This window comes from Pandoraea pulmonicola, assembly GCF_000815105.2.
Classification (GTDB): Bacteria; Pseudomonadota; Gammaproteobacteria; order Burkholderiales; family Burkholderiaceae; genus Pandoraea; species Pandoraea pulmonicola.
This window is the reverse complement of record NZ_CP010310.2, coordinates 4,901,986-4,928,271: the sequence shown is the minus strand read 5'-3', so window position 1 is coordinate 4,928,271 and position 26,286 is coordinate 4,901,986. Positions and strand designations below refer to the sequence as shown.

General features: G+C 64.1%; 26 protein-coding genes. 17 read left to right on the top strand and 9 right to left on the bottom strand.

Annotated elements, in window-relative coordinates; translation table 11 throughout:
- The first annotated feature begins 16 nt into the window (after positions 1 to 16).
- Both RO07_RS21140 and RO07_RS21135 read left to right on the top strand, forming a co-directional pair.
- The gene (locus RO07_RS21140) at positions 17 to 1,009 is read left to right on the top strand and encodes a 2-hydroxyacid dehydrogenase (RefSeq protein WP_039413148.1); all 993 of its coding nucleotides are present in this window, start codon (positions 17 to 19) and stop codon (positions 1,007 to 1,009) included.
- A 70-nt stretch (positions 1,010 to 1,079) separates the two neighbouring features.
- A complete protein-coding gene (locus RO07_RS21135) occupies positions 1,080 to 2,528 on the top strand; it encodes a DNA recombination protein RmuC (protein ID WP_039413146.1) in 1,449 nt (482 codons plus the stop codon).
- 197 nt (positions 2,529 to 2,725) lie between these two features.
- Here the strand turns inward: RO07_RS21135 and RO07_RS21130 are convergent, their stop codons facing one another.
- The 7 genes from RO07_RS21130 to RO07_RS21100 form a co-directional block, all read right to left on the bottom strand.
- Positions 2,726 to 3,253, bottom strand: coding sequence for a GNAT family N-acetyltransferase (locus RO07_RS21130; RefSeq protein ID WP_052266771.1), 528 nt, complete (start codon positions 3,251 to 3,253; stop codon positions 2,726 to 2,728).
- A 130-nt stretch (positions 3,254 to 3,383) separates the two neighbouring features.
- Positions 3,384 to 3,668: a hypothetical protein gene (locus RO07_RS21125; RefSeq protein WP_039405514.1), complete on the bottom strand. Its 285-nt coding sequence runs from the start codon at positions 3,666 to 3,668 to the stop codon at positions 3,384 to 3,386.
- 94 nt (positions 3,669 to 3,762) lie between these two features.
- On the bottom strand, positions 3,763 to 5,046 hold the full coding sequence (gene moeA / locus RO07_RS21120; protein WP_039405511.1) for a molybdopterin molybdotransferase MoeA: 1,284 nt from the start codon (positions 5,044 to 5,046) through the stop codon (positions 3,763 to 3,765).
- 86 nt (positions 5,047 to 5,132) lie between these two features.
- Positions 5,133 to 5,723 (bottom strand): molybdenum cofactor guanylyltransferase MobA, encoded by a 591-nt coding sequence (gene mobA / locus RO07_RS21115; RefSeq protein WP_237171315.1) that lies wholly within the window; start codon positions 5,721 to 5,723, stop codon positions 5,133 to 5,135.
- A gap of 93 nt (positions 5,724 to 5,816) precedes the next feature.
- Positions 5,817 to 6,668 (bottom strand): hypothetical protein, encoded by an 852-nt coding sequence (locus tag RO07_RS21110; RefSeq protein WP_039405506.1) that lies wholly within the window; start codon positions 6,666 to 6,668, stop codon positions 5,817 to 5,819.
- Positions 6,669 to 6,740: 72 nt separating this feature from the next.
- The gene (gene moaA / locus RO07_RS21105) at positions 6,741 to 7,868 is read right to left on the bottom strand and encodes a GTP 3',8-cyclase MoaA (RefSeq protein ID WP_039405504.1); all 1,128 of its coding nucleotides are present in this window, start codon (positions 7,866 to 7,868) and stop codon (positions 6,741 to 6,743) included.
- A gap of 428 nt (positions 7,869 to 8,296) precedes the next feature.
- Positions 8,297 to 11,560: an Rne/Rng family ribonuclease gene (locus RO07_RS21100; RefSeq protein WP_039405502.1), complete on the bottom strand. Its 3,264-nt coding sequence runs from the start codon at positions 11,558 to 11,560 to the stop codon at positions 8,297 to 8,299.
- 621 nt (positions 11,561 to 12,181) lie between these two features.
- On the opposite strand from RO07_RS21100, the gene RO07_RS21095 reads away from it, so the two are divergent.
- The 4 genes from RO07_RS21095 to RO07_RS21080 all read left to right on the top strand — a co-directional run bounded on the left by RO07_RS21095 (position 12,182) and on the right by RO07_RS21080 (position 15,380).
- Positions 12,182 to 13,168 carry an RluA family pseudouridine synthase gene (locus RO07_RS21095; protein WP_039405499.1) on the top strand — a complete coding sequence of 329 codons (987 nt, stop codon included), beginning with the start codon at positions 12,182 to 12,184 and terminating at the stop codon, positions 13,166 to 13,168.
- 4 nt (positions 13,169 to 13,172) lie between these two features.
- Complete coding sequence (locus RO07_RS21090) at positions 13,173 to 13,835, top strand: HAD family hydrolase (RefSeq protein ID WP_039405496.1); 663 nt, start codon at positions 13,173 to 13,175, stop codon at positions 13,833 to 13,835.
- Positions 13,832 to 14,254 carry a Rieske (2Fe-2S) protein gene (locus RO07_RS21085; RefSeq protein ID WP_039405495.1) on the top strand — a complete coding sequence of 141 codons (423 nt, stop codon included), beginning with the start codon at positions 13,832 to 13,834 and terminating at the stop codon, positions 14,252 to 14,254. The genes RO07_RS21090 and RO07_RS21085 overlap by 4 nt, the downstream gene beginning before the upstream one ends.
- A 61-nt stretch (positions 14,255 to 14,315) precedes the next feature.
- Positions 14,316 to 15,380, top strand: a complete 1,065-nt coding sequence (locus RO07_RS21080) for a S49 family peptidase (protein ID WP_039405493.1) — start codon at positions 14,316 to 14,318, stop codon at positions 15,378 to 15,380.
- 113 nt (positions 15,381 to 15,493) lie between these two features.
- On the opposite strand, the gene RO07_RS21075 is transcribed toward RO07_RS21080, so the two are convergent.
- Together RO07_RS21075 and RO07_RS21070 are read right to left on the bottom strand one after the other, a co-directional pair.
- Positions 15,494 to 16,210, bottom strand: a complete 717-nt coding sequence (locus tag RO07_RS21075) for an SAM-dependent methyltransferase (protein WP_039405491.1) — start codon at positions 16,208 to 16,210, stop codon at positions 15,494 to 15,496.
- The gene (locus RO07_RS21070) at positions 16,207 to 16,827 is read right to left on the bottom strand and encodes a Maf-like protein (RefSeq protein WP_039405490.1); all 621 of its coding nucleotides are present in this window, start codon (positions 16,825 to 16,827) and stop codon (positions 16,207 to 16,209) included. The genes RO07_RS21075 and RO07_RS21070 overlap by 4 nt, the downstream gene beginning before the upstream one ends.
- Positions 16,828 to 17,003: 176 nt before the next feature.
- Between RO07_RS21070 and RO07_RS21065 the strand changes: the two genes are divergently transcribed.
- The 11 genes from RO07_RS21065 (at position 17,004) to RO07_RS21015 (ending at position 26,243) form a co-directional block, all read left to right on the top strand.
- A complete protein-coding gene (locus RO07_RS21065) occupies positions 17,004 to 17,606 on the top strand; it encodes a YceD family protein (RefSeq protein WP_039405489.1) in 603 nt (200 codons plus the stop codon).
- 128 nt (positions 17,607 to 17,734) lie between these two features.
- A complete protein-coding gene (rpmF, locus tag RO07_RS21060; RefSeq protein WP_039405487.1) occupies positions 17,735 to 17,914 on the top strand; it encodes a 50S ribosomal protein L32 in 180 nt (59 codons plus the stop codon).
- A gap of 118 nt (positions 17,915 to 18,032) precedes the next feature.
- A complete protein-coding gene (gene plsX, locus RO07_RS21055; RefSeq protein ID WP_052266770.1) occupies positions 18,033 to 19,085 on the top strand; it encodes a phosphate acyltransferase PlsX in 1,053 nt (350 codons plus the stop codon).
- Positions 19,086 to 19,124: 39 nt separating this feature from the next.
- Positions 19,125 to 20,117, top strand: a complete 993-nt coding sequence (locus tag RO07_RS21050) for a beta-ketoacyl-ACP synthase III (RefSeq protein ID WP_039405486.1) — start codon at positions 19,125 to 19,127, stop codon at positions 20,115 to 20,117.
- A 105-nt stretch (positions 20,118 to 20,222) separates the two neighbouring features.
- Positions 20,223 to 21,152 (top strand): ACP S-malonyltransferase, encoded by a 930-nt coding sequence (gene fabD, locus RO07_RS21045; RefSeq protein ID WP_039405484.1) that lies wholly within the window; start codon positions 20,223 to 20,225, stop codon positions 21,150 to 21,152.
- A gap of 23 nt (positions 21,153 to 21,175) precedes the next feature.
- Positions 21,176 to 21,925, top strand: coding sequence for a 3-oxoacyl-ACP reductase FabG (gene fabG, locus RO07_RS21040; protein ID WP_039405483.1), 750 nt, complete (start codon positions 21,176 to 21,178; stop codon positions 21,923 to 21,925).
- A 136-nt stretch (positions 21,926 to 22,061) separates the two neighbouring features.
- On the top strand, positions 22,062 to 22,304 hold the full coding sequence (gene acpP, locus RO07_RS21035; RefSeq protein WP_039405481.1) for an acyl carrier protein: 243 nt from the start codon (positions 22,062 to 22,064) through the stop codon (positions 22,302 to 22,304).
- A 142-nt stretch (positions 22,305 to 22,446) separates the two neighbouring features.
- The gene (gene fabF / locus RO07_RS21030) at positions 22,447 to 23,685 is read left to right on the top strand and encodes a beta-ketoacyl-ACP synthase II (protein WP_039413143.1); all 1,239 of its coding nucleotides are present in this window, start codon (positions 22,447 to 22,449) and stop codon (positions 23,683 to 23,685) included.
- A 168-nt stretch (positions 23,686 to 23,853) separates the two neighbouring features.
- Positions 23,854 to 24,453, top strand: a complete 600-nt coding sequence (gene rpoE, locus RO07_RS21025) for an RNA polymerase sigma factor RpoE (RefSeq protein WP_010805230.1) — start codon at positions 23,854 to 23,856, stop codon at positions 24,451 to 24,453.
- A gap of 38 nt (positions 24,454 to 24,491) precedes the next feature.
- Entirely contained in the window at positions 24,492 to 25,187 is a 696-nt protein-coding gene (locus RO07_RS21020; protein ID WP_039405480.1) for a sigma-E factor negative regulatory protein, read from the top strand.
- Positions 25,188 to 26,243: a MucB/RseB C-terminal domain-containing protein gene (locus tag RO07_RS21015; RefSeq protein ID WP_039405478.1), complete on the top strand. Its 1,056-nt coding sequence runs from the start codon at positions 25,188 to 25,190 to the stop codon at positions 26,241 to 26,243.
- Positions 26,244 to 26,286: the final 43 nt, after the last annotated feature.

Sequence of the window (26,286 nt, the reverse complement as noted above, 5' to 3'; positions counted from 1 at the left end):
AACCTCTGCGAGACAACTGGTGAAACCGAAGATACTGGTAGCCCGAGCGATTTTTCCCGACGTGATCGAGCGTCTGGCGCAGTACTTCGATGTCGAGCGCAACGACACCGATACGGTGTATTCGAGCGACGAACTGCGCGCGCGTCTGGCGGACAAGGTGGGCGCGATCACCACGGCGAGCGAGCGGATCGATGCTTCGGTGCTGGCCGGTGCGCCGCACTTGCGCGTGGTCGCGAACATGGCGGTGGGTTACAACAACTTCGATATCGACGCGATGACGGCTGCCGGCGTCATGGCGACGAACACGCCCGACGTGCTCAACGAGACGACCGCCGATTTCGGCTGGGCCCTGCTGATGGCCACTGCGCGTCGGGTCACCGAGTCGGAGCGCTGGCTGCGCGAAGGGCATTGGGACAAGTGGGCCTACGACATGTTCCTCGGCGCCGATGTGCACGGCAGTACGCTGGGGATTATCGGCATGGGACGCATCGGCCAGGCGATCGCGCGCCGTGCGATGGGTTTCAATATGCACGTGGTGTATCACAATCGCTCGCGCTTGGACGTCGACACCGAAGCGGCCTGCAAGGCGAGCTATGTCGACAAGGACACGCTGCTGCGCACGGCCGATCATGTGATCCTCGTCCTGCCGTATTCGCCTGCGACGCATCACACGATCGGCGCGGCCGAACTCGCGATGATGAAGCCGACGGCCACGCTCGTGAATCTGGCGCGCGGTGGCATCGTCGACGACGCTGCGCTCGCAAAGGCACTGGGAGACAAACAGATTGCGGCTGCGGGTCTCGACGTGTTCGAGGGCGAGCCGAAGGTGCACCCGGAACTGCTCAAAGTGAAGAATGTCGTGCTGACGCCGCATATCGCGAGCGCATCGGCGGCAACGCGTCGCGGCATGGCGAGCCTCGCGGCGGACAACCTCATTGCGGCGCTGGGCTTCGGCGCCGCCGCGGGCAAGCCGCCGTGCCTGCTCAATCCCGCGGTGCGCAAGTCGTAACTGCGCGCGCCTTTGCGGGCGATAAGGTCGGAATGCAAGTCACAGAATCGATGGGAGTCGCGACGCGATGATGGAGATGGTGTTGGTGGCGCTGGCGGCGCTGAATCTGTTGGTCATGATCGCGATTGCGGTGAAGGTGTGGCAACGCGGTGGCGACTCGACATTCGTCGATGCGCTCGCCAGCGTGCGCGACGACCTGCTGCGCTCGGCCGAACGCAGCGAGCGCGGACTGCGTCAGGAGTTCGCGGACACCGCCCGCGCCGGGCGCGGCGAGCAAAGTGCGCAGATGGCGCAGTTCCAGCAAACGCTCGCCGCGCAGATGACGAGCGTGGCCACGGTGCAGAACAACCAGATCGACGGCTTCGCCCAGCAACTCGCCAAGCTCACCGAGACGAACGCCGCACAACTCGACGCGGTGCGTCAGAGCCTGGTGCTCAACGGCCAGCAGATGCGCGAAGAGCAGGCGTCGACGCTGCGTCGCTTCGGCGAAGCGCAACACCAGCAGTTGACGCAACTGGCGGAAGGCAACGAGCGTCGCCTCGCGGAAGTGCGCGCCACACTGGAGCAGAAGCTCAAGGACATCGAAGTCAACAATGCGGCGAAGCTCGAAGAGATGCGGCGTACTGTCGACGAGAAATTGCACGCGACGCTCGAACAGCGGCTCGGCGAGTCGTTCAAGCTCGTGTCGGATCGTCTGGAACAAGTGCACCGTGGCCTTGGCGAGATGCAGACGCTGGCGGCTGGCGTCGGCGACCTCAAGCGCGTGCTGACGAACGTGAAGACGCGCGGCATCTGGGGGGAAGTGCAGTTGCAGGCACTGCTTGAACAATTGCTGACGCCGGAACAGTTCGCGAAGAACGTGGCGACCAAGCCGGGCAGCGCCGAGCGCGTGGAATTCGCCATCGCGCTGCCGGGACAGAACGGGGATAGCGCCACGCCGGTCTGGCTGCCGATCGACGCGAAATTCCCGCGCGAAGATTATGAGCGTCTGATCGATGCGCAGGAGCGCGCCGATCCAGTGGCGGTGGAAGAGGCGTCGAAAGCGTTGGAGACGCGAATTCGTCTCGAAGCCAAGACCATCGCCGAGAAGTATCTGGCACCGCCGCACACGACCGACTTTGCGCTGCTGTTCCTGCCGACGGAAGGCCTCTATGCGGAAGTGCTGCGCCGCCCCGGGCTCTCGGATCTGCTCCAGCGCGAATACCGCGTCACGGTGGCGGGACCGACCACGCTGACCGCCCTGCTCAACAGCCTGCAGATGGGGTTCCGCACACTGGCCATCGAGCGTCGCTCCAGCGAAGTCTGGCAGGTGCTCGGCGCGGTGAAGACGGAATTCACCAAGTTCGGCGACGTGCTGGCCAAGACCAAGTCGCAGCTGGAGACGGTGGCGCGTTCGATCGACAAGGCCGAAGTGCGCACGCGCGCGATGGCGCGTCAGCTCAAGGCGGTGGAGGCGCTGCCCGGAGAGCAGGCCATCGAACTGCTCGGTGTTGATCTGGATCCCGACGATGCAGTTTAGTGTGCGGTTTGATTGGCGTCTGCATCGCACCGGAATTGCACCTGAACCGCGACCGAGCGTCGTGACCGGGGGCAAGTCCCGGATCGAGTCAGCCGCAAAGGCCGACATTTCGTTCCAAAGCGATTCCCTGGCGCGATTCGGGAAGCACCGGAAAGCGCCACCGGAATCGCCTTCAATAACCGCTTGAACGCCCGGACTCAGCGCGGCTCGCTGACGCTGCGAGCGAACCGGTCGAGCGCCTCGCCGACGCTGCGAGCGAACCGGTCGAGCGCCTCGCCGGCCATGCGTACGACGCGCCAGTCGGGCAAGACCGTCGCACCCTGCGACGTATAGAAGTCGATCGCCGGCTGGTTCCAGTCGAGCACGGTCCACTCGAAGCGTCCACAACCGCGCTCCACGGCGATGCCCGCGAGCTTGCGCATCAACGCCTGTCCAACGCCCTTGCCGCGCATAGATGGTTGAACGTAGACGTCTTCCAGATACAACCCGCGGCGGCCGAGGAAGGTCGAGAAGTTGTGGAAGTACAGGGCGTAGCCGACAGCCTGGCCCTCCCACTCGGCCATCAGGCACTCGGCTGCCGGGTTGGCGCCGAACAGGGCCTCGTGCACGCTCGACGGCGTGGCCTCGAAGATGTCCAGCAGTTTCTCGAAGACGGCCAGTTCTCGCATCAGGCTGTGAATGGCGTCGACGTCGTCGGGCGTGGCAACTCGTAGGGTCAGGGACATGACAGCAAATGGGCTTTTCAGCCAGTGAGTGAGTCAGGACAGCGAGGAAAGCACGCAAAGCGGGAGAAGTCGCGTGTCCACCGACGCACGGATCGCCGCGGCCGGTGACGCCTCGCTGTCGGGAGGTGAATCAGTATTCGTCTTCGGGAGCGTCGCTCAACGCGACTTCTATGCCCCCGAATCGTTCGGCCACCCAATTATAGGCGTGGCAGGCGATCCAGAGCAGCACGAAGCCGACGATGGCATTCAGCACCAGTGCGGAAATGAACGCGAGACCGGGCAATTCTCCGTAGCGGATGAAGGCCGCCAGAAAGGCGAGCAGCACCAGCGGAATACTGAAGGTGAGATAGACCAGTACCAGCGCTTTGGCCGTCTGGCCGGGACTGATATACGTGATCTGTTTTTTCGTTGTCATTGACGTGTGCTTTCGGTTTATGTGGTGCCGAAGTCGTCGAAGCCCCGACCCCGGCGATTTAGTGCTGTTTCGTTGCTTCGCTTGATTGGGTGCCTCAGACCAGGCCGTCGAATACGATGACGTCGACCAGCTCGCCCGCCGCCACGTCGCCGCGTGCCGTATCGAGCGTGACGAAGCAGTTCGCTTCGCTCATGGTGCGCAGGATGCCGGCACTCTGCGCGTCGGCCACCGTGACCTGCCAGCGGCCCTGTTCGTCGGTGGCGAGAATGCCGCGCAGGAACTCGGTGCGCCCGGGGCGCTTCGCGATGGCGGTGGCCGTCGGGACCGGCAGGCGCGGCGTCGTTTGCGGCTCGGCGCCCATGAGCGCGAACAGACCATCGCGCACCAGATGGTAGAACGATGCCATCACGGCCGCCGGATTGCCGGGCAGTCCGAAGAGCAGCGCGCGATGACCGTCGCACTCCAGCTCGCCGAAAGCGAACGGACGCCCGGGGCGCATGGCCATCTTCCAGAACACCACATTGCCCAGACGCGTCATCATCTCGCGGGTGAAGTCGGCCTCGCCGACCGACACGCCGCCCGACGTGATGACCGCATCTGCATCGCGACACGCCATGCGCAGGGTGTCCTCGATCGCCTGCGGATCGTCGGCCACGACACCGAGGTCGAGCACTTCCACGCCCAGCCGCTGCAGCATGCCATACAGCGTGTAGCGGTTGCTGTCGTAAAGATTGCCCGGGGCGAGCGACTCGCCGACCGAGCGTAGTTCGTCGCCCGTCGAGAAGAACGCCACGCGAATGCGGCGGCGAACCGGCACTTCGGCGATGCCGAGCGACGCCAGCAGTCCGAGCGCAGCCGGGCGCAGGCGTTTGCCTGCATGCAGCGCCGGATGACCGGCTGCCAGATCCTCGCCGACATGGCGCACGTGGCGTCCGGGCGTGACGGCGTTTGCCGCGAAGATCACGATTTCCGTGTCGCCCTCGCGCCGCACCTGCTCTTGCGGAACCACCGTGTCGCAGCCTGCCGGCATCAGCGCACCGGTCATGATGCGGACGCACTCACCGGTACCGGCGACGCCGTCGAACGGACGGCCCGCGAGCGAGCGGCCCGCCACGCGCAGGCGCACGTCGCCACCGGCGGCCAGTGCGCTGCCTGCGAACGCGTAACCGTCCATGGCCGCGTTTTCGAAAGCGGGGACATCCAGCGGAGAAATGACGTCGCTGCCCAGCACACGGCCCAAGGCGCTGCGTACGGCGACGTGCTCGACCGCGGACACCGGACGCACGGTGCGCACGATGATCGCGCGCGCCAGCTCGACCGTCATATGGTTAGGGTCGTAGTCCGGCAAGCCGGCCAGGGCGTCGTCTAGTGTTGTCATCGGTGTGGCGTCGTCATCCGGCAGTACCGGGCGTGAATCCCGTAAAAGCGATGGCGACGGATCGGGCCGCGTCGATGCCCGGAATGTCAGGGGGCGCGCGGCGTATCGGAATGGAGGTCGTCCAGCGTGTTGACATTGTAAAACGGACGCTCGTCGCCGAAGTGAACTTGTACCGCGTTGTGGCGTGCCAGCCACGCCCGGACACGGCGCTCCCCGCTCGCCAGCGCGGCGGCGAGGTCGTCGGCCAGCGACCGATGCAGGAGGGCAAACACCGGGTGCGGGCCCTGCGCCGTGGCGGCATAGGCGGCCAGTGGGGCCGGCGTGGTGCCAGGGGCCGACCCGCTGAGCGTGGCAGCCAGCCGCTCGCCGAGATCCGCCGGGAGATAGGGCGCGTCGCAGGGCACCGTCAGCACATAGTCTGTGCGCGCTGCACGCAATCCTGCCAGCATGCCCGCCAGCGGGCCGGGAAAGTCCGGCGTCTCATCGGCCACAATCGGCGCGCCGAACGCTCCATAGGCATCGCCGTTCCGATTTGCACTGATGAGCAGCGCGCCCACCTGCGGGCGCAAGCGCGCGACGACATGCGCGACCAACGGCTGACCGGCGAACATCTGCAGGCCCTTGTCGCGGCCGCCCATGCGTTGCCCGCGTCCCCCTGCGAGGATCAGGCCGGTCATGGCATCGTGGGAAATGGGCGACGTGGGCATGGGCGGTGGTCGAGAGTCGTGGGGACGGCGGGCCGAGAACGGAGAGCGCGGAGAACGTTCGCGTCAGGAGCGGTTCAGCGCGATGACGCGCCCCGCGGCGTCGAACCAGACGGCGCCGTCGCCGAGCATCACGCCCTGATCGCGCGCGAACATCAATCGCGGAACCGCCGCACCGATGGTGCGGACATACCTGTCGGTGAAGATCTCGTTGTAACGCGCGAGGAGCGACTTCGGATTGCGAAGCACGATCGTCTTCCCGCGCAGTGAGACATGCAATGGGTAACGGATCGATTGTGCGACGACGTCGCGCCGGTCGTCGAGCACGCCCTTGCGGAACTGCGTGGCGGCACGGTTGATCGTCTCGTCGTCGCTCACGCCGGCCACACCGTAGAGATGGTCGATCTTGCCGCTCTGGATGCTCGCGAGCGACAGCTCGAACGGCACCGTGCGGCCGGTACGCAGGTCTTTCCATTGACCCGAGATGACTTCGCAACTCGTCGACGAAACGCGTTGGCGGTTGACGTCGCCAGCCGACGCGAATTCACCGTCGAAGGTGGCGCGTGGCATGCCGCCCGCGTCGAATTCGGTCAGGTGGAGACGCGACTTGTTCTCCAGCTTGCCGGTGAGATACGTGTCGCCCAGTGACGACGCATTGGCGTAGCGGCCCTCGAGCTTGCCGCCGGAGCTCGGGCGCAGCACGAGGCGCAACGGGTTGCGCTCGCCGAGCTGGCCGCTGTAGGTCATCAGATGGTTCGCGATGTCACGATTGGACGTGTCGCAGTCGGCCCAGGCGCGCGTAGGCGCGGCCAGGCTCGCCAGCATCAGGGCGAGTGCGCCGAGGCTCGCGGCGATGACGCGTCGGGAAATCGAGAAGGAGTCTCGGGCGTGACGAGCGCCCGGGGCAGCAAAAATCATGTGTCGTGAAGGAATTCGAAAGTTCGAAAGCAGGTCGATGCGCCGTGGAGGAATGGGCGACGTCCGGGACGCTCATCCACCGATATAGGACATCTCCACTTTCGGTGGGGCGTTCTCGGGCAAACCCGTGGCCGCCGTACGCAAGGCCGAGTACCGATCGGTGCGGCCTCGCCAGATGTCGCCGATGACGGTCGAGATCTGCGCGTCGCTCGCGCCGTTGCGCAACAGCGTGCGCAAGTCGTAACCGGAACTGGCAAACAGGCACAGATACAACTTGCCTTCCGTAGACAGGCGCGCCCGCGAACAAGTGCCGCAAAAAGCGCGTGTGACTGACGAAATGACGCCGACCTCACCGCCGCCATCGAGATACCGCCAGCGTTGTGCCGTCTCGCCAGGGTAGTTCGGCTCGAGCGGCTCGACGGGCAGGGCGTCGTTCAATCGTGCGATGACATCGGCCGACGGCAGCACTTCGTCCATGCGCCAGCCGTTCGACGTGCCGACATCCATGTATTCGATGAAGCGCAGCGCCACGCCGCTGCCATGGAAATGCCGCGCCATGGGAACGATATCGCCGTCGTTGGTGCCGCGCTTGACGACCATGTTCACTTTGACCGGTCCGAGCCCTACGTGCTGAGCCTCGGCAATGCCTTCGAGCACCTTGGCCACCGGGAAGTCCACGTCGTTCATCTGGCGGAAGATCGCATCGTCGAGACTGTCCAGGCTGACGGTCACGCGGGTCAGGCCGGCGTCCTTGAGCGACTGGGCGCGGCGTGCAAGCAGCGAGCCGTTGGTCGTGAGCGTGATGTCGAGCGGCTTGCCGGATGGCGTGCGCAGGCGCGCAAGCATCTCGATCAGCCGCTCGATGTGCTTGCGCAACAGCGGTTCGCCGCCGGTAAGGCGCAGCTTCTCCACGCCATGTTCCACGAACAGTCGCGCGGTGCGCTCGATTTCTTCGAAGGACAGCAGGGACGATTGCGGCAGGAACGCGTAGTTCTTGTCGAAGACATCCTTCGGCATGCAATAGACACAGCGGAAGTTGCAACGATCGGTCACCGAGATGCGCAGGTCGTGCAGCGGCCGTGCGAGCGCATCTTCGAGATGGCCGGTCGCGGCGCGCACTTGTGCGGGAATCTGCGGGGTTTGCGTCGCATAGCGGGCGTCGCTTCGCAGATCGGTGAGTCGGATGATCGTTTCAGTCATGTCGGGGTCTTGGCTTGCGTCTCCATTCTAACGAATTGCCCCGCGGGCCGCCGACGTGGGGAACGTCGGCGAGAGAGGGCCGGTGCGTGGCGGCAGGAAAAGCGGTCTGCGCGATCACCGGTCACGGCGGGAAGCCATGCGTTCGTTGCGAAGCGTCAAGCCTGTACTGCACATCTACCTGTCAAGATACGGACAGGCGACGATGCGCACAAGTCGGGACAACGCGGGGTTGCGGCCGTGGCGACTGCGTCTTCGTCCCGAAAATGTCGAAAAAACGTGCGGCGAACGGATCTCCCGGAGGCATTCGGCGCACCTCGAACCTTCGATGAGTACGCAGCAAAAAAGGAGGCCGGAGCCTCCTTTTCTGGCATTACGTCACGCTCTGCAAGCCCCGGGCGTGATGCCGGGGCCGTGGGTGCGCGATCGCGTCAAGCTGCGTGGTTCGACGGTGCGCGTGTTTCCACCTGCTCCATCGGGCCGTCGTTGAGCGGCGCGACGGGACGACGCTCGCGCGGCACGCGCGGTGCCGGCACGGCTTGCGCGGCGGCTTCCTTGGCGGCGCGATGCTTGTCGGCATCGGTGTGGACCCACACCAGACCGACACTTGCGAGCGTCGATTCCAGCGCGCTGCGTTCCAGCGTCGGCTCGACAGCCACGGCGGCCGGCTTCTGCGTGACGACTTCCGTCGCGGCGGCAGCAGCTTCCGGAACCGCGGCGATTGCCGCGGCCGGCCTTTCCACGGGATCCACGGCCTTCGCCGCTTCGACTTCTGCCGGCGGAGTCACCGAGGAGGTCGATGCGACTTGTTGAGCCTGAGCCGTTTCGACCGGTGCCGGCGCGCTGGCAACCGTGGTTGCCGATGCAGCCGTCGCAGCGATTTCCGTCAGGGCTTCGGCCGGGATCGTCGGCTGGGCCGGGACCGGCGTGGCGGTCGGCAGCGGGGCATTCACCGGTGGCACGACCGGCGCGACGCTCGCATCGGTGCTCGGCAGCGGGGCCGCAGCAACCGGTTCGACGACCACCGGGGCCGGCACTTCCGGCGTGGCGGCGGGCGCGGTTTCCACAACCGTGGCGACCGGAACCGTGTGGGCCGGCACTTGCTCCGCTTGAACCGGCGCGGGCGTCGGCTCGGCTTGCTGGGTGTGCGGGGTGATCGAGGCGACCGGCGAGGCGACAGCCGGAGCTGCTGCCACGGCGGCGAGCGGCGCGGCGGCACGTGCCAGCGCGTCGGTGGCGGCATGCTCGGCGGCTTCGGCAGTCAACACCGGCGCACGCGAGCTTTCGACGTCGTCTTCCGTGACGATGGTTTCGCCTTGCTCGCCGTCTGCCGGCAGTTGCTGCTCGTTGGCTTCGCGTTCGCGACGACCACCACGACGGCCGCGGCGACGGCTGCGGCGGCGCTCTTCATTCGCCTGCTCGCCTTCTTCGCCCGCCATCGGTGCGCCTTCGACCTGTGCGGTCAGACGATCTTGCTCCACGTCATCCTGCGGGGCCACCAGCGCGGCAGCCGGTGCGCTCGGCTGAGCGACGCGTTGCGTTGCGGCTTGTTGACCCTCGGCGCCTTCCGCCGGACGGCGTTCGCGACGCTCGTTGCGGTCACGGCGGCCGCCACGCTCACGGCCTTCACGCGGTTCACGGCCTTCCTCGGCACGCACGTCCTGTGCGGGCTGACGCTGGGCGTCGTCGCGCTCACGCTTGTCGCGGCCTTCCTGGCGTTGCTCGTTGCGTTCATTGCGCTCGGCACGCTCCGGACGAGCGCCGCGGCCCTCGCGACCTTCCCGACCCTCACGGGCCGTCTGGCCGGCATTGTCCTTGCCCGCCTTGTTTTCGTCGCGTGCGTTGCCGCGACGGTTGCGGTTCTGCTGATGCGGACGCTCGTGGCGCTCACGCGGCGGACGCGCCGCCGGCTTGGCCGGTTCTTCGGCCTTGACGGGCGCCGGTGCTGCCGACTCGAGGCCGAGCAGACGCTTCACGAAGCCGAAGAAACCGCCGCTGCGGACCGGTGCGGCGGCAGGGGCCGCTGCCGGTGCGACGGCTTCCGGACGCGGCTGCGCAGCCGGTGCCGGTTGCTCGGGCGTGATGCCCTTCACGGCCGCTTCCTGACGCGGACGGACGTCTTCCTTCTTCTTGCTGTAGCCGGCCGGATCGTCTTCCGATGCGCGCGCGGCTTCCTCGGCGAGCGCATAGCTTGCCTTCGGTGCATCGAGACGCGGATCGTCGAAGCGCAGGCGCTCGAGCTTGTAATGCGGCGTTTCGAGATGCTTGTTGGGGATCAGCAGCACGCCAACCTTGAAGCGGGCTTCGATCTTGTTGATTTCCTGACGCTTTTCGTTGAGCAGGAACGCCGCGACTTCGACCGGCACCTGGCAGTGGATGGCTGCCGTGTGCTCCTTCATCGCTTCTTCCTGGATGATGCGCAGGACTTGCAGCGCCGACGATTCGGCGTCGCGGATGTGGCCGGTGCCGTTGCAGCGCGGGCAGGTCACGTGCGTGCCTTCCGACAGCGACGGGCGCAGACGCTGACGCGAGAGCTCCATCAGGCCGAAGCGCGAGATCTTGCCCATCTGGACGCGGGCCCGGTCGTGCTTGAGCGCATCCTTCACACGTTGTTCGACTTCACGCTGGTTCTTGGCCGACTCCATGTCGATGAAGTCGATCACGATCAGGCCGCCGAGATCGCGCAGACGCAACTGGCGGGCGACTTCGTCGGCAGCTTCCAGATTGGTGCGCAGGGCGGTTTCCTCGATGTCGGCGCCCTTGGTGGCGCGCGCCGAATTCACGTCGATCGACACGAGGGCTTCCGTGTGGTCGATCACGATGGCGCCACCCGAGGGCAGCGGCACCTGACGCGAGTAAGCCGTCTCGATCTGGTGTTCGATCTGGAAACGGGAGAACAGGGGCACGTCGTCGCGATATTGCTTCACGCGATTGAGGTGATCGGGCATGACCACCTGCATGAAGTTGCGTGCCTGCTCGGAAATTTCTTCCGTATCGATGAGGATTTCACCGATGTCCGGCTGGAAATAGTCGCGAATGGCGCGAATGACGAGGCTCGACTCGAGATAGATGAGGGCCGAGTCGCGCGGCAGTTCGATGTTGTGGGCGGCGCCTTCGATAGCGTGCCACAACTGCAGCAGATAGTTCAGATCCCACTGCAGTTCTTCGGCCGAGCGGCCGATGCCTGCGGTGCGGGCGATGATGCTCATGCCTTCCGGCAGTGTGAGCTCCGCCATCGTTTCGCGCAGTTCCTGACGGTCTTCGCCCTCGATGCGGCGCGACACGCCGCCGCCACGCGGGTTGTTCGGCATCAGCACGAGGTAGCGGCCGGCCAGCGAAATGAACGTCGTGAGGGCGGCGCCCTTGTTGCCGCGTTCTTCCTTTTCGACCTGAACGATGAGTTCCTGGCCTTCTGAGAGGGCGTCCTGAATGCGCGCATTGCGCACATCGGAACCGTCGCGGAAGTATGCGCGGGCAATTTCCTTGAATGGCAGGAAGCCGTGGCGGCCTTCGCCGTAGTTGACGAAGCAGGCTTCGAGGGAGGGTTCGATACGGGTGACGACACCCTTGTAGATATTGCCTTTACGCTGTTCGCGTCCGGCCGTCTCGATATCGATGTCGATGAGTTTTTGCCCATCGACAATGGCCACGCGCAGTTCTTCCTGCTGCGTGGCGTTGAACAACATGCGTTTCATGAAAACGACTCCCACCCGCCGCAGTTGCCAATGCGCAGTGCGTCGGGCACGTATCACTCGAGTTATCCAACACGCGAGGTTCGAGCCGGGGGTGGAAGAATTGCCGGGGGGTCCGGGCGATGAGGCCAACGGACGCAAAGGCGCCTGCGAATATGTCTTCGCGCTCACCCCGATTCGCCGACGTGCCGGAAAACTCCGACGCAGCGCGGATCACTTCGGGCTTGCAGTCCGTACCAGGAGAAACTGGACGAGAAACTTCATCAACATTTTCTCGGGGCGCCTGCCGACACTTATTCTTCTTGTGACGGCGCCTCAATCTCGACTATTACGCGAACGATATTCACAAAGCGATCAGCTCGAACAAGGGCGTTCGGGCTGATCGCCAAAAAATTCTATAACCACCAACTCTATCCGCGTCCCGCGCGTTGCGACCGAAGCGGCCTGTGGGCCAACTTCCTGCCGACGCTGCGTGACGTGCGTGCGCTTGCTGCTCCAGGGTCACCGGACGAGCAGCCTGCCCGGGGTGCAAGTAAAATACCGTTTTGGGGTATGCACCGACAGATGTGGGGATTTGGCATGATTCCCGCTACCGCCACCTCTGTTGGGCAAATTATATTCATAATGAATGAGTTAGGCAAAAGTCGGCAGAAAATGGTTGCGCCGGCGTCCGCACCGCAGGTCCGGCTCGTCGAGGTCGATGATGGCTCGGCCGGGCAACGCATCGATAATTTCCTCCTGCGTGAGTGCAAAGGAGTACCAAAAAGCCACGTCTATCGCATTTTGCGGAGCGGCGAAGTCCGCGTGAACAAAGGGCGAATAGACGCTGCCTATCGACTTGTTTTGGGCGATATTGTCCGCATTCCGCCGGTTCGCGTCGCGGCGCCCGTCGCCGATGCCCCTGCCCATGTGCCGGCCGCCACGTTCCCCGTGTTGTTTGAAGACGACTACCTGATGGCTATCGACAAGCCGGCCGGCGTGGCCGTGCACGGTGGCAGCGGGGTGTCGTTCGGCGTGATCGAGCAGTTGCGCCGCGCCATGCCGCAGTTGAAATTCCTCGAATTGGTGCATCGCCTCGACCGCGAGACGTCCGGCATTCTATTGCTCGCGAAAAAACGCGCCGCCCTTGTCGGCATGCACGAACAGATTCGCCACAACCGGATGGACAAGCGCTACCTCGCCTGTGTCACCGGTGAATGGCGCGATCGCCAACGCGCGGTCAAAGTCCCGCTATATAAATATGTCACCGCGGAAGGGGAGCGCCGCGTGCGAGTACAGGAAGATGGCCAAGCCTCGCATACGATATTTCGTATGGTGGAATCGTTGCCACCCTATACGTTGCTGGAAGCGGAACTGAAAACGGGGCGAACCCATCAGATTCGCGTTCATCTGGCGCATTGCGGCACGCCGATCATAGGCGACGACAAGTACGGCGACTTCACGCTGAACAAGTCGTTGGCCCGCCCCGGCGTCCAGCCTGGCATCAAGCGCATGTTCCTGCATGCATGGCGGCTGAAGTTCACCCATCCGGTGCTGGAGACGCCAATTGCGCTGGAAGCGGCGTTGCCGCCAGAATGTGAGAAATTCCTCAATCAACTTCGAGGCGCCTGAGGCGATGCCAAGCACTGAATTCGACCTGGTCGTGTTCGACTGGGACGGGACGTTGATGGATTCGACGCCCACCATTACCCGCTGCATCCAGGCGGCCTGCCGCGATCTCGGCCTGCCGGTGCCGACCGACGAGTTGGCGAGTCACGTGATCGGACTCGGTTTGCGCGATGCGCTCCAGATGGCCGTTCCGTCACTCGACCCCGCACACTATCCGCGCCTGTCCGAGCGCTATCGCTTTCATTATTTGATAGGTGACAAGGAGACGGTGTTGTTTGCCGGTATCCGGGAATTGCTCGAAGAATTGCGCTCGCGCGGTCGTTTCCTGGCGGTGGCGACGGGCAAGTCGCGCGTTGGCCTGAACCGGGCGCTCGAAGCGGCCGGCCTCATGCGAATGTTCGACGCCACGCGTTGCGCCGACGAAACATTCTCCAAGCCGCACCCGGCCATGTTGCAGGAACTCACGCGTGAGCTCGGCCAGGATCTGGGCCGCACGGTCATGATCGGCGATACGACGCACGATCTGCAGATGGCGCGCAGCGCCGGCACGGCCGGCGTGGCGGTGGCATACGGCGGCGCGCATCCGCGTGATCAACTGGTGGCGCTCGAGCCGGCGTATTGCGCGAGCAGCGTGGCCGAACTGCGTGACTGGTTGCTGGAGCGCGTGTGAGCGAAGCCGTGGCGCCACAGCCGATTTGTCCAGGCGCGGCCCTTGAGGACGGCGGCCGGGGCGTGCGCTTCGAAGTCCTCGTGGGCGGGCGTCTGACGCCGGCGTTCGTGATCCGCTACGACGGACGCGTATTCGGCTATCTCAATCAGTGCGCGCACGTGCCCATGGAGCTCGACTGGTCGGAGGGGCAGTTCTTCGAAACGTCCGGCTTATACTTGATGTGCGCCACTCATGGTGCGACCTATGAGCCGGACACCGGTCATTGCATCGGCGGTCCTTGCCGTGGCGGCGCGTTGCAACCGGTGCGGGTCGAAGAGCGGCCCGCCGCAGCCGATGACGGTCAGCCTGCCGGGACAACCGTCGTCTGGTGGCCCGACGCCTATATCGAAGTACCAAACCCCGAGACGCCCGCGACTTGAAGGCTTCTGCGCCATACGTCGTGTATCGATCGCTCATCACTGAAGTATTTCTGGATAACGTATGGCCGACCCACTGCCGCCCGACTCGTCCCGCACTGAACCCGGTTTCCCGCCGCCAGGTGGTCGTCCGTCCGCCGGCAATGGCGGCAATGGCGGTGGCGGCGGTCGCGATCCCCATGCCGTAAAGCCGTGGGAGCGTGAGATGCTCGAGAAGGTGCTGATGGCCGGCATCCGCGAGCAGCGGGCTGCACGCCGTTGGAAAATCTTCTTCCGACTGCTTACGCTCGCGATCTTCGCGCTTATCGTCTGGTCGGTCTTCGATTTCGACGGCGCGTCGAGCCCGACCGGGTCGGCTTCCGGCAAACACACGGCGCTCGTTACGTTGACGGGCGAAATTTCCCCGGAAAGTCAGGCAAGTGCGTCGAAAATCAATTCGGCGCTGGAGTCGGCGTTCGAGGATTCGTCGGCTGCGGGCGTGATCCTGCGCATCAACAGTCCCGGTGGCAGCCCGGTGCAGGCCGGCATGATTTACGACGACATCGCGCGGTTGCGGGCGAAATACCCGAAGAAGCCGATGTATGTCGTGGTGGAAGAGATTTGTGCCTCCGGTGGCTACTACGTGGCGGCGGCCGCAGACAAGATCTACGTGGACAAGGCGAGCATCGTCGGCTCCATCGGTGTTTTGATGGACGGTTTCGGCTTCACCGGGTTGATGGACAAGCTCGGCGTCGAGCGGCGCCTGCTGACGGCGGGTCGCAACAAGGGCTTCCTCGATCCGTTCTCGCCGCAGACCGAGCAGCAGAAGACCTATGCGCTCGACATGCTCGAGCAGGTGCATCAGCAGTTCATCGGCGCGGTAAAGAAAGGCCGGGGCAATCGTCTGAAGGATGATCCGGATCTGTTCAGCGGCCTGTTCTGGACCGGTCAGCGCGCGATCGATCTCGGACTTGCGGACGGCCTGGGGACCGTCGATTCGGTCGCCCGAAACGTGCTCAAGGCGCCCGATCTCGTCGACTACACCGTCAAGGAAAACCTGCCCGAGCGGGTGGCGCGACGCTTCGGCGCGGCCGTCGGGGAGGCCGCCATGAAGACGATGATGATGGGGTCGGCGCTGACGCTCAAGTAATCAGGCCAGCCACGCGTAGCGGGCAGGCATCGCGGCAGAGCCTCGCGAAAACCTGGATTTTCGCGGGGCTCTGCCTTATTCGGCGCCGGGATTTGCGGCTTCGGCGCGACAGGCTACTGCGCAAGAAACAGAAAAATCGCGGGTCGTTTGTGGAGTTCCATGCGTGCCTGCGGCCAACCTCTCACGCGATGGGTCACGATTTGCTCATCGTCCTGCGTCACGTCGACGGCTACGCAAAGGAGCGTGGACGCGTCGCAGTGCTGCAGCAATGCGTCGAGCATGGCCTTGTTACGGTAGGGCGTCTCGATGAAGATCTGCGTCTGCTTTTCCTTGCGCGAGCGCTGTTCCAGTTCGCGCAGGCGTTTGGCGCGCTCGGCCGCGTCCGTCGGCAGATAGCCGTGAAACGCGAAGCTCTGGCCGTTCAGTCCGCTGGCCATCAGGGCGAGCAGAATGGAGCTGGGTCCGACGAACGGCACGACGCGCACGCCTTTCTCATGCGCGCGACGCACCAGCAGCGCCCCGGGGTCGGCGACCGCCGGACATCCCGCTTCCGACACGAGTCCGCCATCTGCGCCTGCGAGAATGGGCGCGAGGAGGGCGTCGATGGCCGCTTCCGGCGTATTGACGTTCAACTCGCGGATATCGATTTCCTGAATCGGCGTGCTCACGCCGACCAGTTTCAGGAACGCGCGCGTGCTCTTGGCCTGCTCGCCGACGAAGTACTTCAGCCCGGCGGCGACCGCGCGGACGTCCTCGGGCAGCACGGCTGGCAAGCCGCCGCGCGTGTTCGCACCGAGCGTGTTGGGAATCAGATACAGCGTGCCGCTCATGCCTGGCCTCCGTGCGTACCCGGGCCGGGCAGGCCGATGCCCGCTTGCATCAACATGGTCGTGAGGGCGATCAACGGCAGGCCGATGAGGGCTGTCGGGTCGTCGTTCTCGATGGTTTCGAGCAGCATGATGCCCAGACCCTCGGACTTGGCGCTGCCGGCGCAGTCGTAGGGCGTCTCGGCATGCAGGTAGGCGGCGAGTACGTCGTCGGGCAGGTCGCGAAACTTCACGCGAGTGACGATGTCCTTCGCTTGGCTCCGGCCGTTGCGGGCGTCGTGCACGCACAGCGCGGAGTGGAATTCGACAACTTTGCCGCGCATATCGCGCAGTTGCGACATGGCGTTCTCGAAGTTGCCCGGTTTGCCGATCTGGCGGCCCTCGAACGTTGCTACCTGGTCGGAGCCGATGATGACGGCGCCGGCGTGGCGCGCGGCCACGGCCTGCGCTTTCTCGCGGGCCAGGCGCAGCGAGGTATCGTGCGGCGTCTCGCCGGGGGCGGGTGTTTCGTCGATGTCCGGGACGACGACCGTAAACGGCAGGCGCAGGCGCTCGAGCAGTTCACGGCGATAGCGTGATCCGGAAGCCAGGATCAGCGATGGCAGGGGCTGTGCGGTCATCGGGTTTAAGTGTTTGACGAGAAACGAAAAACTATTTAGAATTCACGGCTTTTGCAATCTGGCGCTCGGTCCCGCCAGTTCGCGCGACGTGGGTTCGAAAGCCGGAAAACGGTGTCGGACAAGGCGCTGCGAGCCAGCAGGGGCGTGAATTCGCAGCCGGATGCGCCAAGGCAAGGATGAGCGTGATGAACGAATATATCGTCGATCTGTTCGAATTCGCGCGTACCGGCCGGGTGGCGGAAGGTGACGTGCAACTTGCGGCGTTGCCGCGCATGGTAACCGAAGTGCCTGCCGAAGTCTCGGCGTCGGACCATGCGAAGGACGTGTTCCACTGGCGTGCCGAAGGTGCTGAAAAGCAGGTGCTGCGCGCGGACGGCAAGCCGACGGTGGCGCAGTTCCTGACGCTCTCGGTCAACGGGCCGATGTGGCTCGAGTGCCAGCGTTGTCTTACGCCGTACCAGGAATCGCTCGACTCGGAGACGACCTTCGAGATCGTGCGCGACGAGGCCGCCGCCGAAGCCCGTCCGCTCGACGAAGACGAGTTCGAGGCGCTGGTCGGCTCGAAACATTTCGATCTGCGCGAACTGATCGAGGAAGAATTGCTGTTGGCCCTGCCGATCGTTCCCAAGCACGAGGTTTGTCCGAGTGTTCACGATAGTCTGGCCACGGGCAGCGACGGGTTGACCGAACCGGAACCCGCGCCCGAAGAAGAGGATAAGCCGTCTCCGTTCGCGGCGCTGGCAGCGCTCAAGCGCTCGCCGGACAAGGACGGAAAGTAATGTGCGGCCGGATTTCCGGCTCACCAAAGTACATGTTTGCGTTAGTCGCACAGGTCGGGCCAACAGGCCGACACCGTAGGGCGGCGCTCGAACTGTGTTAAAATTTCGCGATATTTTGAGGAGTTATCATGGCCGTTCAACAGAACAAGAAGTCGCCGTCGAAGCGCGGCATGCACCGTTCGCACGATTTCCTGACCGCGCCGGCGACCGCCGTCGAGCCGACGTCGGGTGAGACGCACCTGCGTCACCACATCTCGCCGAACGGTTTCTACCGTGGTCGCAAGGTCATCAAGACCAAGAACGACTAACTCGGCCCGACAGGCGATACGCGCCCATCATGGCGCTGTTTGATCGTCCGATGTGGCAAAAGCGGCACTTATCCTGCCGCTTTTTTTGTTACCTGTACCACAAGCCAATCACGTCGACATGACAGTCACCCTGACGATCGATTGCATGGGCGGAGATCACGGCCCATCGGTGACGGTGCCGGCCGCGGTGCGCTTCGTGCAATCCACCGACGACGTCGAACTTGTGCTGGTCGGACAGCAGGAGATCATCAACGCGCAGCTCGCGAAGCTGCGTGCGACGGATCACCCGCGGCTGTCCGTGGTCAATGCGAGCGAAGTCGTCGCCATGGACGACTCGGTCGAGACCGCCCTGCGCAAGAAGAAAGACTCCTCGATGCGTGTGGCGCTCAATCTGGTCAAGGAAGCGCGTGCGCAGGCTTGCGTGTCCGCCGGCAACACCGGCGCGCTGATGGCCGTCTCGCGCTACGTGCTCAAAACACTGCCCGGCATCGAGCGTCCCGCCATTGCCACGGTGCTGCCCAATCAGAAGGGCGGCTACACCACGATGCTCGATCTGGGCGCGAACGTGGATTGCGAGCCGACCCACCTGCTGCAGTTCGCCGAAATGGGCCATGCGTTGGTCGCGGCGGTCGACGGGAAGGAGCGCCCGTCGATCGGCTTGCTCAACATCGGCGAGGAAGTCATCAAGGGTAACGACGTCATCAAGCAGGCGGGCGAGTTGCTGCGCGGCTCGACGCTGAATTTCTACGGCAACGTGGAAGGCAATGACATCTATCGCGGCACGACCGACATCGTCGTGTGCGACGGATTCGTGGGCAACGTCGCACTCAAGACTTCGGAAGGGCTGGCGCAGATGCTTGGCGACATGATCCGCGAGGAGTTCACCCGGACGTGGTGGACGAAAGTGATCGCAACCATCGCCCTGCCGATTCTCACCCGCTTCAAGCATCGCGTCGATCACCGTCGCTACAATGGTGCGGCGCTGCTCGGATTGCGTGCACTCGTCATCAAGAGCCACGGCTCGGCCGACGCCTATTCGTTTGAATGGGCCATCAAACGCGGCTATGATGCAGTTCGCAACGGTGTGCTCGACCGCTTGTCGCGCGCCATGCAAGAGAATCAGACCCAGCTCCAGGACGCCAAGCCGGTGAGCGCCATTCCGGCGCTCTGAGTCAGACGGCCTCGTCCCGGCGCGCTAACCGATCATAAGATGACCACCCAGTCCGCGATTTATTCCCGTGTCGTCGGCACCGGCAGCTACCTGCCGGCGCGACGCGTGACCAATCAGCAGTTGACCGACGAGCTCGCCACGCGCGGCATCGAAACGAGCGACGAGTGGATCGTCACCCGTACCGGCATCAAGGCCCGCCATTTCGCGGCACCGGAACAGAAGACCAGCGACATGGCCGTGGAGGCCGCCAAGCGCGCGCTCGAGATGGCCGGACTGGAGGCTGGGCAGGTCGAACTCATCATCGTCGCGACCTCGACACCCGACTTCGTGTTTCCGAGCACGGCCTGCTACGTGCAGAGCAAACTCGGCATCACCAACGGCTGTGCCGCGTTCGACGTCCAGGCAGTCTGCTCGGGCTTCGCGTACGCGATGGCCACGGCCGACAATTTCATCCGCTCGGGCGCGTACAAGAACGCGCTCGTGATCGGCGCCGAAACGTTCTCCCGTATTCTCGACTTCAACGATCGCGCCACCTGCGTGCTGTTCGGCGACGGTGCGGGCGCGGTCGTGCTCACGGCTTCGAGCGAGCCGGGCATTCTGTCGAGCGCGCTGCACGCCGACGGTAGCTACGCGCATATCCTGTGTGTGCCGGGTAACGTGGACGCCGGCGCCGTGCGCGGCGAAGCGTTCCTCTATATGGATGGCCAGGCGGTGTTCAAGCTGGCCGTCAGAGTATTGGAAAAAGTGGCCAACGAGGCCCTGGATAAGGCTGGGCTGGAACCGTCGGCGATCGACTGGCTGATTCCGCACCAGGCCAATCTGCGCATCATGTCGAGCACGGCCCACAAGCTGGGGCTGTCCGAAGACAAGATGGTCGTCACTGTCGACCAGCATGGCAATACCTCCGCCGCCTCGATTCCGCTTGCGCTCGACGTCGCGGTGCGCGACGGGCGCATCAAGCCGGGCCAGAACGTCATGATCGAAGGCGTGGGCGGGGGTTTTACGTGGGGCGCCGTGCTGTTCCGCATGTAAGCGTTCCGGCGCGGGGCTCGTGCCGCGACGCTCATGCACGCGTCACGGTGACGCGCGACACCGCGCCGCCATGTTTCTGAAGAATTTGACTGCAAAATCAGCGCCATGACATTCGCTTTCGTTTTCCCGGGACAAGGATCCCAATCGGTTGGCATGCTCGACGCATTCGCGGACAACGCTGTTGTGCGCGAGACGCTGGCCGAAGCTTCGGACGCCCTCGGGCAGGATGTGGCCCAGCTCATCGCGGCAGGTCCGGCCGAAGAACTCAATCTGACGACCAACACGCAGCCGGTGATGCTCACGGCCGCTTACGCGATGTACCGCGCATGGCTCGCCGAGCGCGGCGCCAAGCCGGCGTTCGTCGCCGGGCACAGCCTGGGCGAGTACACCGCGCTGGTCGCGGCCGGTGTGATCGCATTCAAGGACGCTGTACCGCTCGTGCGCTTTCGCGCCCAGGCGATGCAGGAAGCTGTGCCCGTCGGGCAGGGGGGCATGGCCGCGATCCTCGGGCTCGATGACGATACCGTTTGCAATGTCTGTGCCGAGGCTTCAGCTGCGGGCGTGGTGGAAGCGGTCAACTTCAACGCGCCGGCTCAGGTCGTGATCGCCGGCGCGAAGGCTGGCGTCGAGAAGGCCTGCGAACTGGCCAAGGCGGCGGGCGCCAAGCGTGCGCTCATGCTGCCGGTGTCGGCGCCGTTCCATTCGTCGCTGCTCAAGCCGGCGTCGGATCGTCTGCGCGAGTATCTCGCGAACGTGACGTTCAACGCACCGCAGATTCCGCTCGTCAACAATGTCGACGTCGCCGTCGAGACCGATGTGGCGCGCATCAAGGATGCTCTCGTGCGTCAGGCCGCCGCGCCGGTTCGCTGGGTCGAGTCGGTGAAGTGGCTCGCGGCGCAAGGCGTGACGCAGGTGGTCGAGTGCGGGCCGGGCAAGGTGCTGACCGGCCTGACCAAGCGCATCGATGGCAATCTGACTGGGCTGGCGATCACCGATCCGACGTCGCTCGCGGATGTGCGCGGTCAACTGGCATAAGCCACAGACAGGATATTTCCGACATGAGCAAGCAACTCGACAATCACGTGGCGCTGGTGACCGGCGCCTCGCGCGGCATCGGACGCGCCATCGCCCTCGAACTCGCCCGTCAGGGTGCGACGGTCGTGGGCACGGCCACGAGCGAAGGCGGTGCCAAGGGCATCGACGCCTACTTTGCCGAAGCCGGATTGGCCGGCAAGGGCATCGTCCTGAATGTGACCGACGCCGAGGGCGTGGCAGCCGCACTGGACGACATCCTCAAGCAGCACGGCAAACTCGACATCCTCGTCAATAACGCCGGCATCACGCGCGATAATCTTGCGATGCGGATGAAGGACGACGAATGGGATGACGTGATCGATACCAACCTCAAGGCGATCTTCCGTCTCTCGCGTGCCGTCATCAAGCCGATGATGAAGGCGCGCAGCGGCCGTATCATCAACGTGACGTCGGTCGTCGGCTCGGCCGGCAATCCGGGCCAGGCGAACTACGCGGCGGCCAAGGCCGGTGTTGCCGGCATGTCGCGTTCGCTCGCTGCCGAGATCGGCAGTCGAAACATTACGGTCAACTGCGTGGCGCCAGGTTTCATCGACACGGACATGACCAAGGCGCTGGGCGAAGCGCAGCACGAAGCGCTCAAGGCGCGGATCCCGTTGGGCCGCCTCGGTGCGCCGGAAGACATCGCGAATGCCGTGGCGTTCCTCGCGTCGCCGCAGGCCGGCTACATCACTGGCACGACGCTCCACGTGAATGGCGGCATGTACATGAATTGATGATTTTTCGCGTAAATTGTGGTCAAATTGCGCGATTTTGTGTGGTATTGAACATTATTTGGCACAGGCTAACTTTGCGCGGCAAACCTGTTAAAATGCGCGCACTTGTTTGAACTAACTACCCCGGAGGGTTTGAATGGATAACATTGAGCAACGCGTCAAGAAGATCGTCGCGGAACAACTTGGCGTTGCCGAGGCCGAAATCAAGAACGAATCCAGCTTCGTGAACGATCTGGGCGCCGATTCGCTCGATACGGTTGAACTGGTGATGGCCCTGGAAGAAGAGTTCACCACGGAAATCCCGGACGAAGCCGCCGAGAAGATCACTACCGTGCAACAAGCCATCGATTACATCAAGGCCCATCAGGCGGCAGCCTAAGGTCCACGGATCACTGGCCGGCCGGAGTGCCGACCGGTTTCCCGGTGCCAGGCACGCCTGTCAGCCGCAGGGAGCACAGGGTCGAACCCTGTCGCCTCTGTGGCTTTTGTTTTGTATGACCCAGCAGAAGAAGGGGAGTATCGTGAGTCGTCGTCGCGTCGTCATTACCGGTCTGGGCCTGATCTCGCCGGTCGGCAACACTGTTGCCGAAGGTTGGGAGAATCTGATCGCGGGCCGTTCGGGTATCGCCAACATCACGAAGTTCGATACAAGCGCCCACAAGGTGCGCTTTGCAGGCGAAGTCAAGAATTTCGATGTCGCGAAATACCTGACGCCCCAGGATGCACGCCGTATGGATACGTTTATCCATTACGGTCTCGCCGCCGGCATTCAGGCGTTTGAAGACAGCGGTCTGCAAGTCACCGGGGCGAACGCCGAGCGTATCGGCGTACTGGTGGGCTCGGGCATCGGAGGCCTGCCGATGATCGAAGATACGCAGAACACCCTACTCAAAGGCGGTCCGCGCAAGATTTCCCCCTTCTTCGTGCCGGGTTCGATCATCAACATGATCTCCGGCCACCTGTCGATCAAGTATGGCCTGAAGGGGCCGAACCTTGCGATCGTCACGGCCTGCACGACCGGTCTGCACTGCATCGGTCAGGCCGCTCGCATGATTCAGTACGGCGACGCCGATGCGGTGCTCGCCGGTGGCGCCGAATCGACGGTGTCGCCGCTGGGTATCGGTGGTTTTGCGGCAATGAGGGCGCTCTCCGAACGTAACGACGACCCGGCGACGGCCAGCCGTCCTTGGGACAGGGACCGCGACGGTTTCGTGCTGGGTGAAGGCGCTGGCGTGATGATGGTCGAGGAGTACGAGCACGCGAAAGCGCGCGGTGCCAAGATCTACGCCGAAATTACGGGCTTTGGCATGAGCGCCGACGCCCACCACATGACGTCGCCTTGCGAGGACGGCGACGGCGCGCGACGCGCAATGAGCAATGCGCTGCGCGACGCTGGCCTGAACGCCGACGCGGTGAACTATGTGAACGCGCACGGCACCTCGACGCCGCCGGGCGATATCGCCGAAACCGTTGCGATCAAGCGCCTGATGGGTGATGCCGCCAAGAAGGTCGTGGTGAACTCGACCAAGTCGATGACCGGTCACCTGCTGGGTGGCGCGGGCGGTCTGGAGTCGGTGTTTACCGTGCTGGCCGTGCACCACCAGAAGTCACCGCCGACGATCAACATCTTCAATCAGGATCCCGAGTGCGACCTGGACTACTGCGCAAACGTGGCGCGGGATCTGAAAATTGACGTCGCATTGAAGAACTCTTTCGGATTTGGCGGGACTAACGGCTCGCTGGTCTTCCAGCGCGTCTAAGTTCGCGGGACGCCGCGCAGGCGTCCTATCCCGCTGACCCACGCTCCGGTGAGTGTGCCCGGGCGTGCGGCGTTACAGACACTTCCAGCCACGGCGGCCAAGTGCCGCCGGGGTGCAATCGGGCCCGGACCGGGTCTACCGCTCAGAGAAAATACGGATCCATATCAGGTGAGTGAACGAGAAATCGACCAGGCGCTCGTCGAGCGTGTGCAAAAGGGCGACAAAGCCGCCTTCGAGCTGTTGGTCGCGAAATATCACCGCAAGATCATCCGCCTCGTGTCGCGGCTCGTTCGCGATGCCGCCGAGGTCGAGGATGTGACGCAGGAGGCCTTCATCAAGGCCTACCGTGCTTTGCCGCAGTTTCGCGGTGAGTCGGCGTTCTATACCTGGTTGTATCGTATTGCTGTCAACACGGCGAAAAACCACCTCGCTACGCAGGGGCGCCGTGCACCGACTTCGACTGAAGCGAACGCTGAAGAAGCTGAAACTTTTGCCGAGGCCGATCAACTAAGGGATATCAACACGCCTGAGTCGATGCTGATGAGCAAGCAGATTGCTCAGACCGTCAACACAGCGATGGAGGCTTTGCCCGATGAACTTCGGACGGCAATTACCCTGCGGGAAATCGAGGGGTTGAGCTACGAAGAGATCGCCGAAGCCATGGGGTGCCCGATCGGAACTGTCCGTTCGCGAATTTTCCGGGCGCGTGAAGCGATTGCCAGCCGGTTGCGGCCGCTGCTGGACACGCCTGACGGCAAGCGCTGGTAAGCGCGCCGCCGGGGAAGTTATTTTCGTTGGGGGATATCATGGGATCAGCGACGGTGCAAACGCAGCGGGGGCTGCAAGCCGAGCGGATTTCCGCGTTGATGGACGGGGAATTCGATCCGGACGAGCTGGCTGCCCTGCTGGACGAGGCCGACACCTCTGGCCGGCCTCTGTGGGACGACTACCATCTGATCGGGGACGCACTGCGTTCCGATGAACTGACGCTGCCGCGTTCGGAGTCCGCCTTCATGGCCTCCTTCGCCGCGCGCCTCGAAGCCGAGCCGCATCTGCTCGCGCCGACCGCACTGGCCGATGCCCAGGCCAGTGCCGGACAAAGCGCGAAGACGGCGGGCTCGCGTGTCACGCGAATCAATCCTTTCCTGCGCGTTCGCCGTGTCCTGCCGACGGCCGCCGCCGCCGCGGCGGTCGCTGCGTTGTCGTGGGTGGTGGTGCCGCGTTTGCAGGATCATCCGGCAGGCGGCGCCCAGCCGCAGGTGCTGGCTCAGACCGCGACGCCGGCCGCCGGTGGCTCCAACCTCACGCGCGTGGCGCTGACGCAGCAGCCGCAAGCGGCCGTGGCGGCCAACGGGGCGAGTGCCGGTGCGCCGAACGATCTGATCGTGTTGCGCGATGCGCGTCTCGACCAGTATCTGGCCGCGCATCAGCAATATGCCCCGGCGCCGATCGGCCAGGGCGTTTCTCCCTACATGCGAGCCTCGGCGCAAGCGGACGAATAAATGCAGCGCCTGAGTATCGAATCCTTGCCGCGTGCGCCCTTCGGGCGCACTTTCTTCCTCTTTGCCTTCTTGCTCGCGACCACGCTGCAAACGCAGGCGTGGGCGCAGGCTTCGTCGGCGTCCGATCCGTTGGTCGAGCGTCGCGAAGTCGGTGCATGGCTCACCAAGATCCATCGCGCGGCGCAGACGCAAAACTACATCGGCACCTTCGTCTATCAGCGTGGCTCGACCATGCGTTCGTCGAAGATCAGTCACTTTGCCGACAAGGGGAATGAATTCGAAGAACTGGAGACGCTCGACGGTCGTCAGCGCCGCATTCTTCGCCAGAACGACGACGTCTACACGCTGATTCCCGAGCAGAAGACTGTCTTCCAGGAAAAGCGCGAGAGCAAGGATTCGTTCCCGGCATTGCTCGCCACACCCAATCGCGACGTCCTCGACTACTACGCGCCGAAGCTGCTGCCCAACGAACGCATGGCCGGCTTCGACTGCGTGGTGATCGAACTCACGCCGCGAGACGATTACCGTTTCGGTTACCGCCTGTGGGCCGACCGCAATACGGGCTTGCTGCTGCGTGCGCAGACCATCGACGCTGAGGGTCATCTGCTCGAGCAGGCCGCGTTCTCGCAGATCTCGATCGGCGTGCCGACAGAGAAGGCGCGCATCCTGCACGCCATCCAGGCAACGCATGGATGGCACGTGGTCAAGCCGCAGATCGCACCGACGCATCTGGCCGACGCCGGCTGGAGCATCGACGTGGACAAGAAGGTGCCGGGCTTCAAGGCGGTTCGCGAGGTGCGTCGCACGATGCGGTCGACCGCCGACGGCAAACCGCTGGAAGTCCAGCAGGTGGTATATTCCGACGGCATGGCCGGCCTGTCGGTGTTTATCGAGCCGGCTACGCGTGAACGCAAGGAAGGCCACGGTAGCGCCGGTGCGACGAACATCCTCATCAAGCGCCATGGCGACTATTGGCTGACCTTGCTGGGCGAAGTGCCGCAGGCCACGCTGCAACAGTTCGCCAACAGCATCGAGTACAAACAGCCGGCGAAGTGACCGGCTTTCGGGTGGGCCGCGACCGGTGACGGCGCGGTCCGGG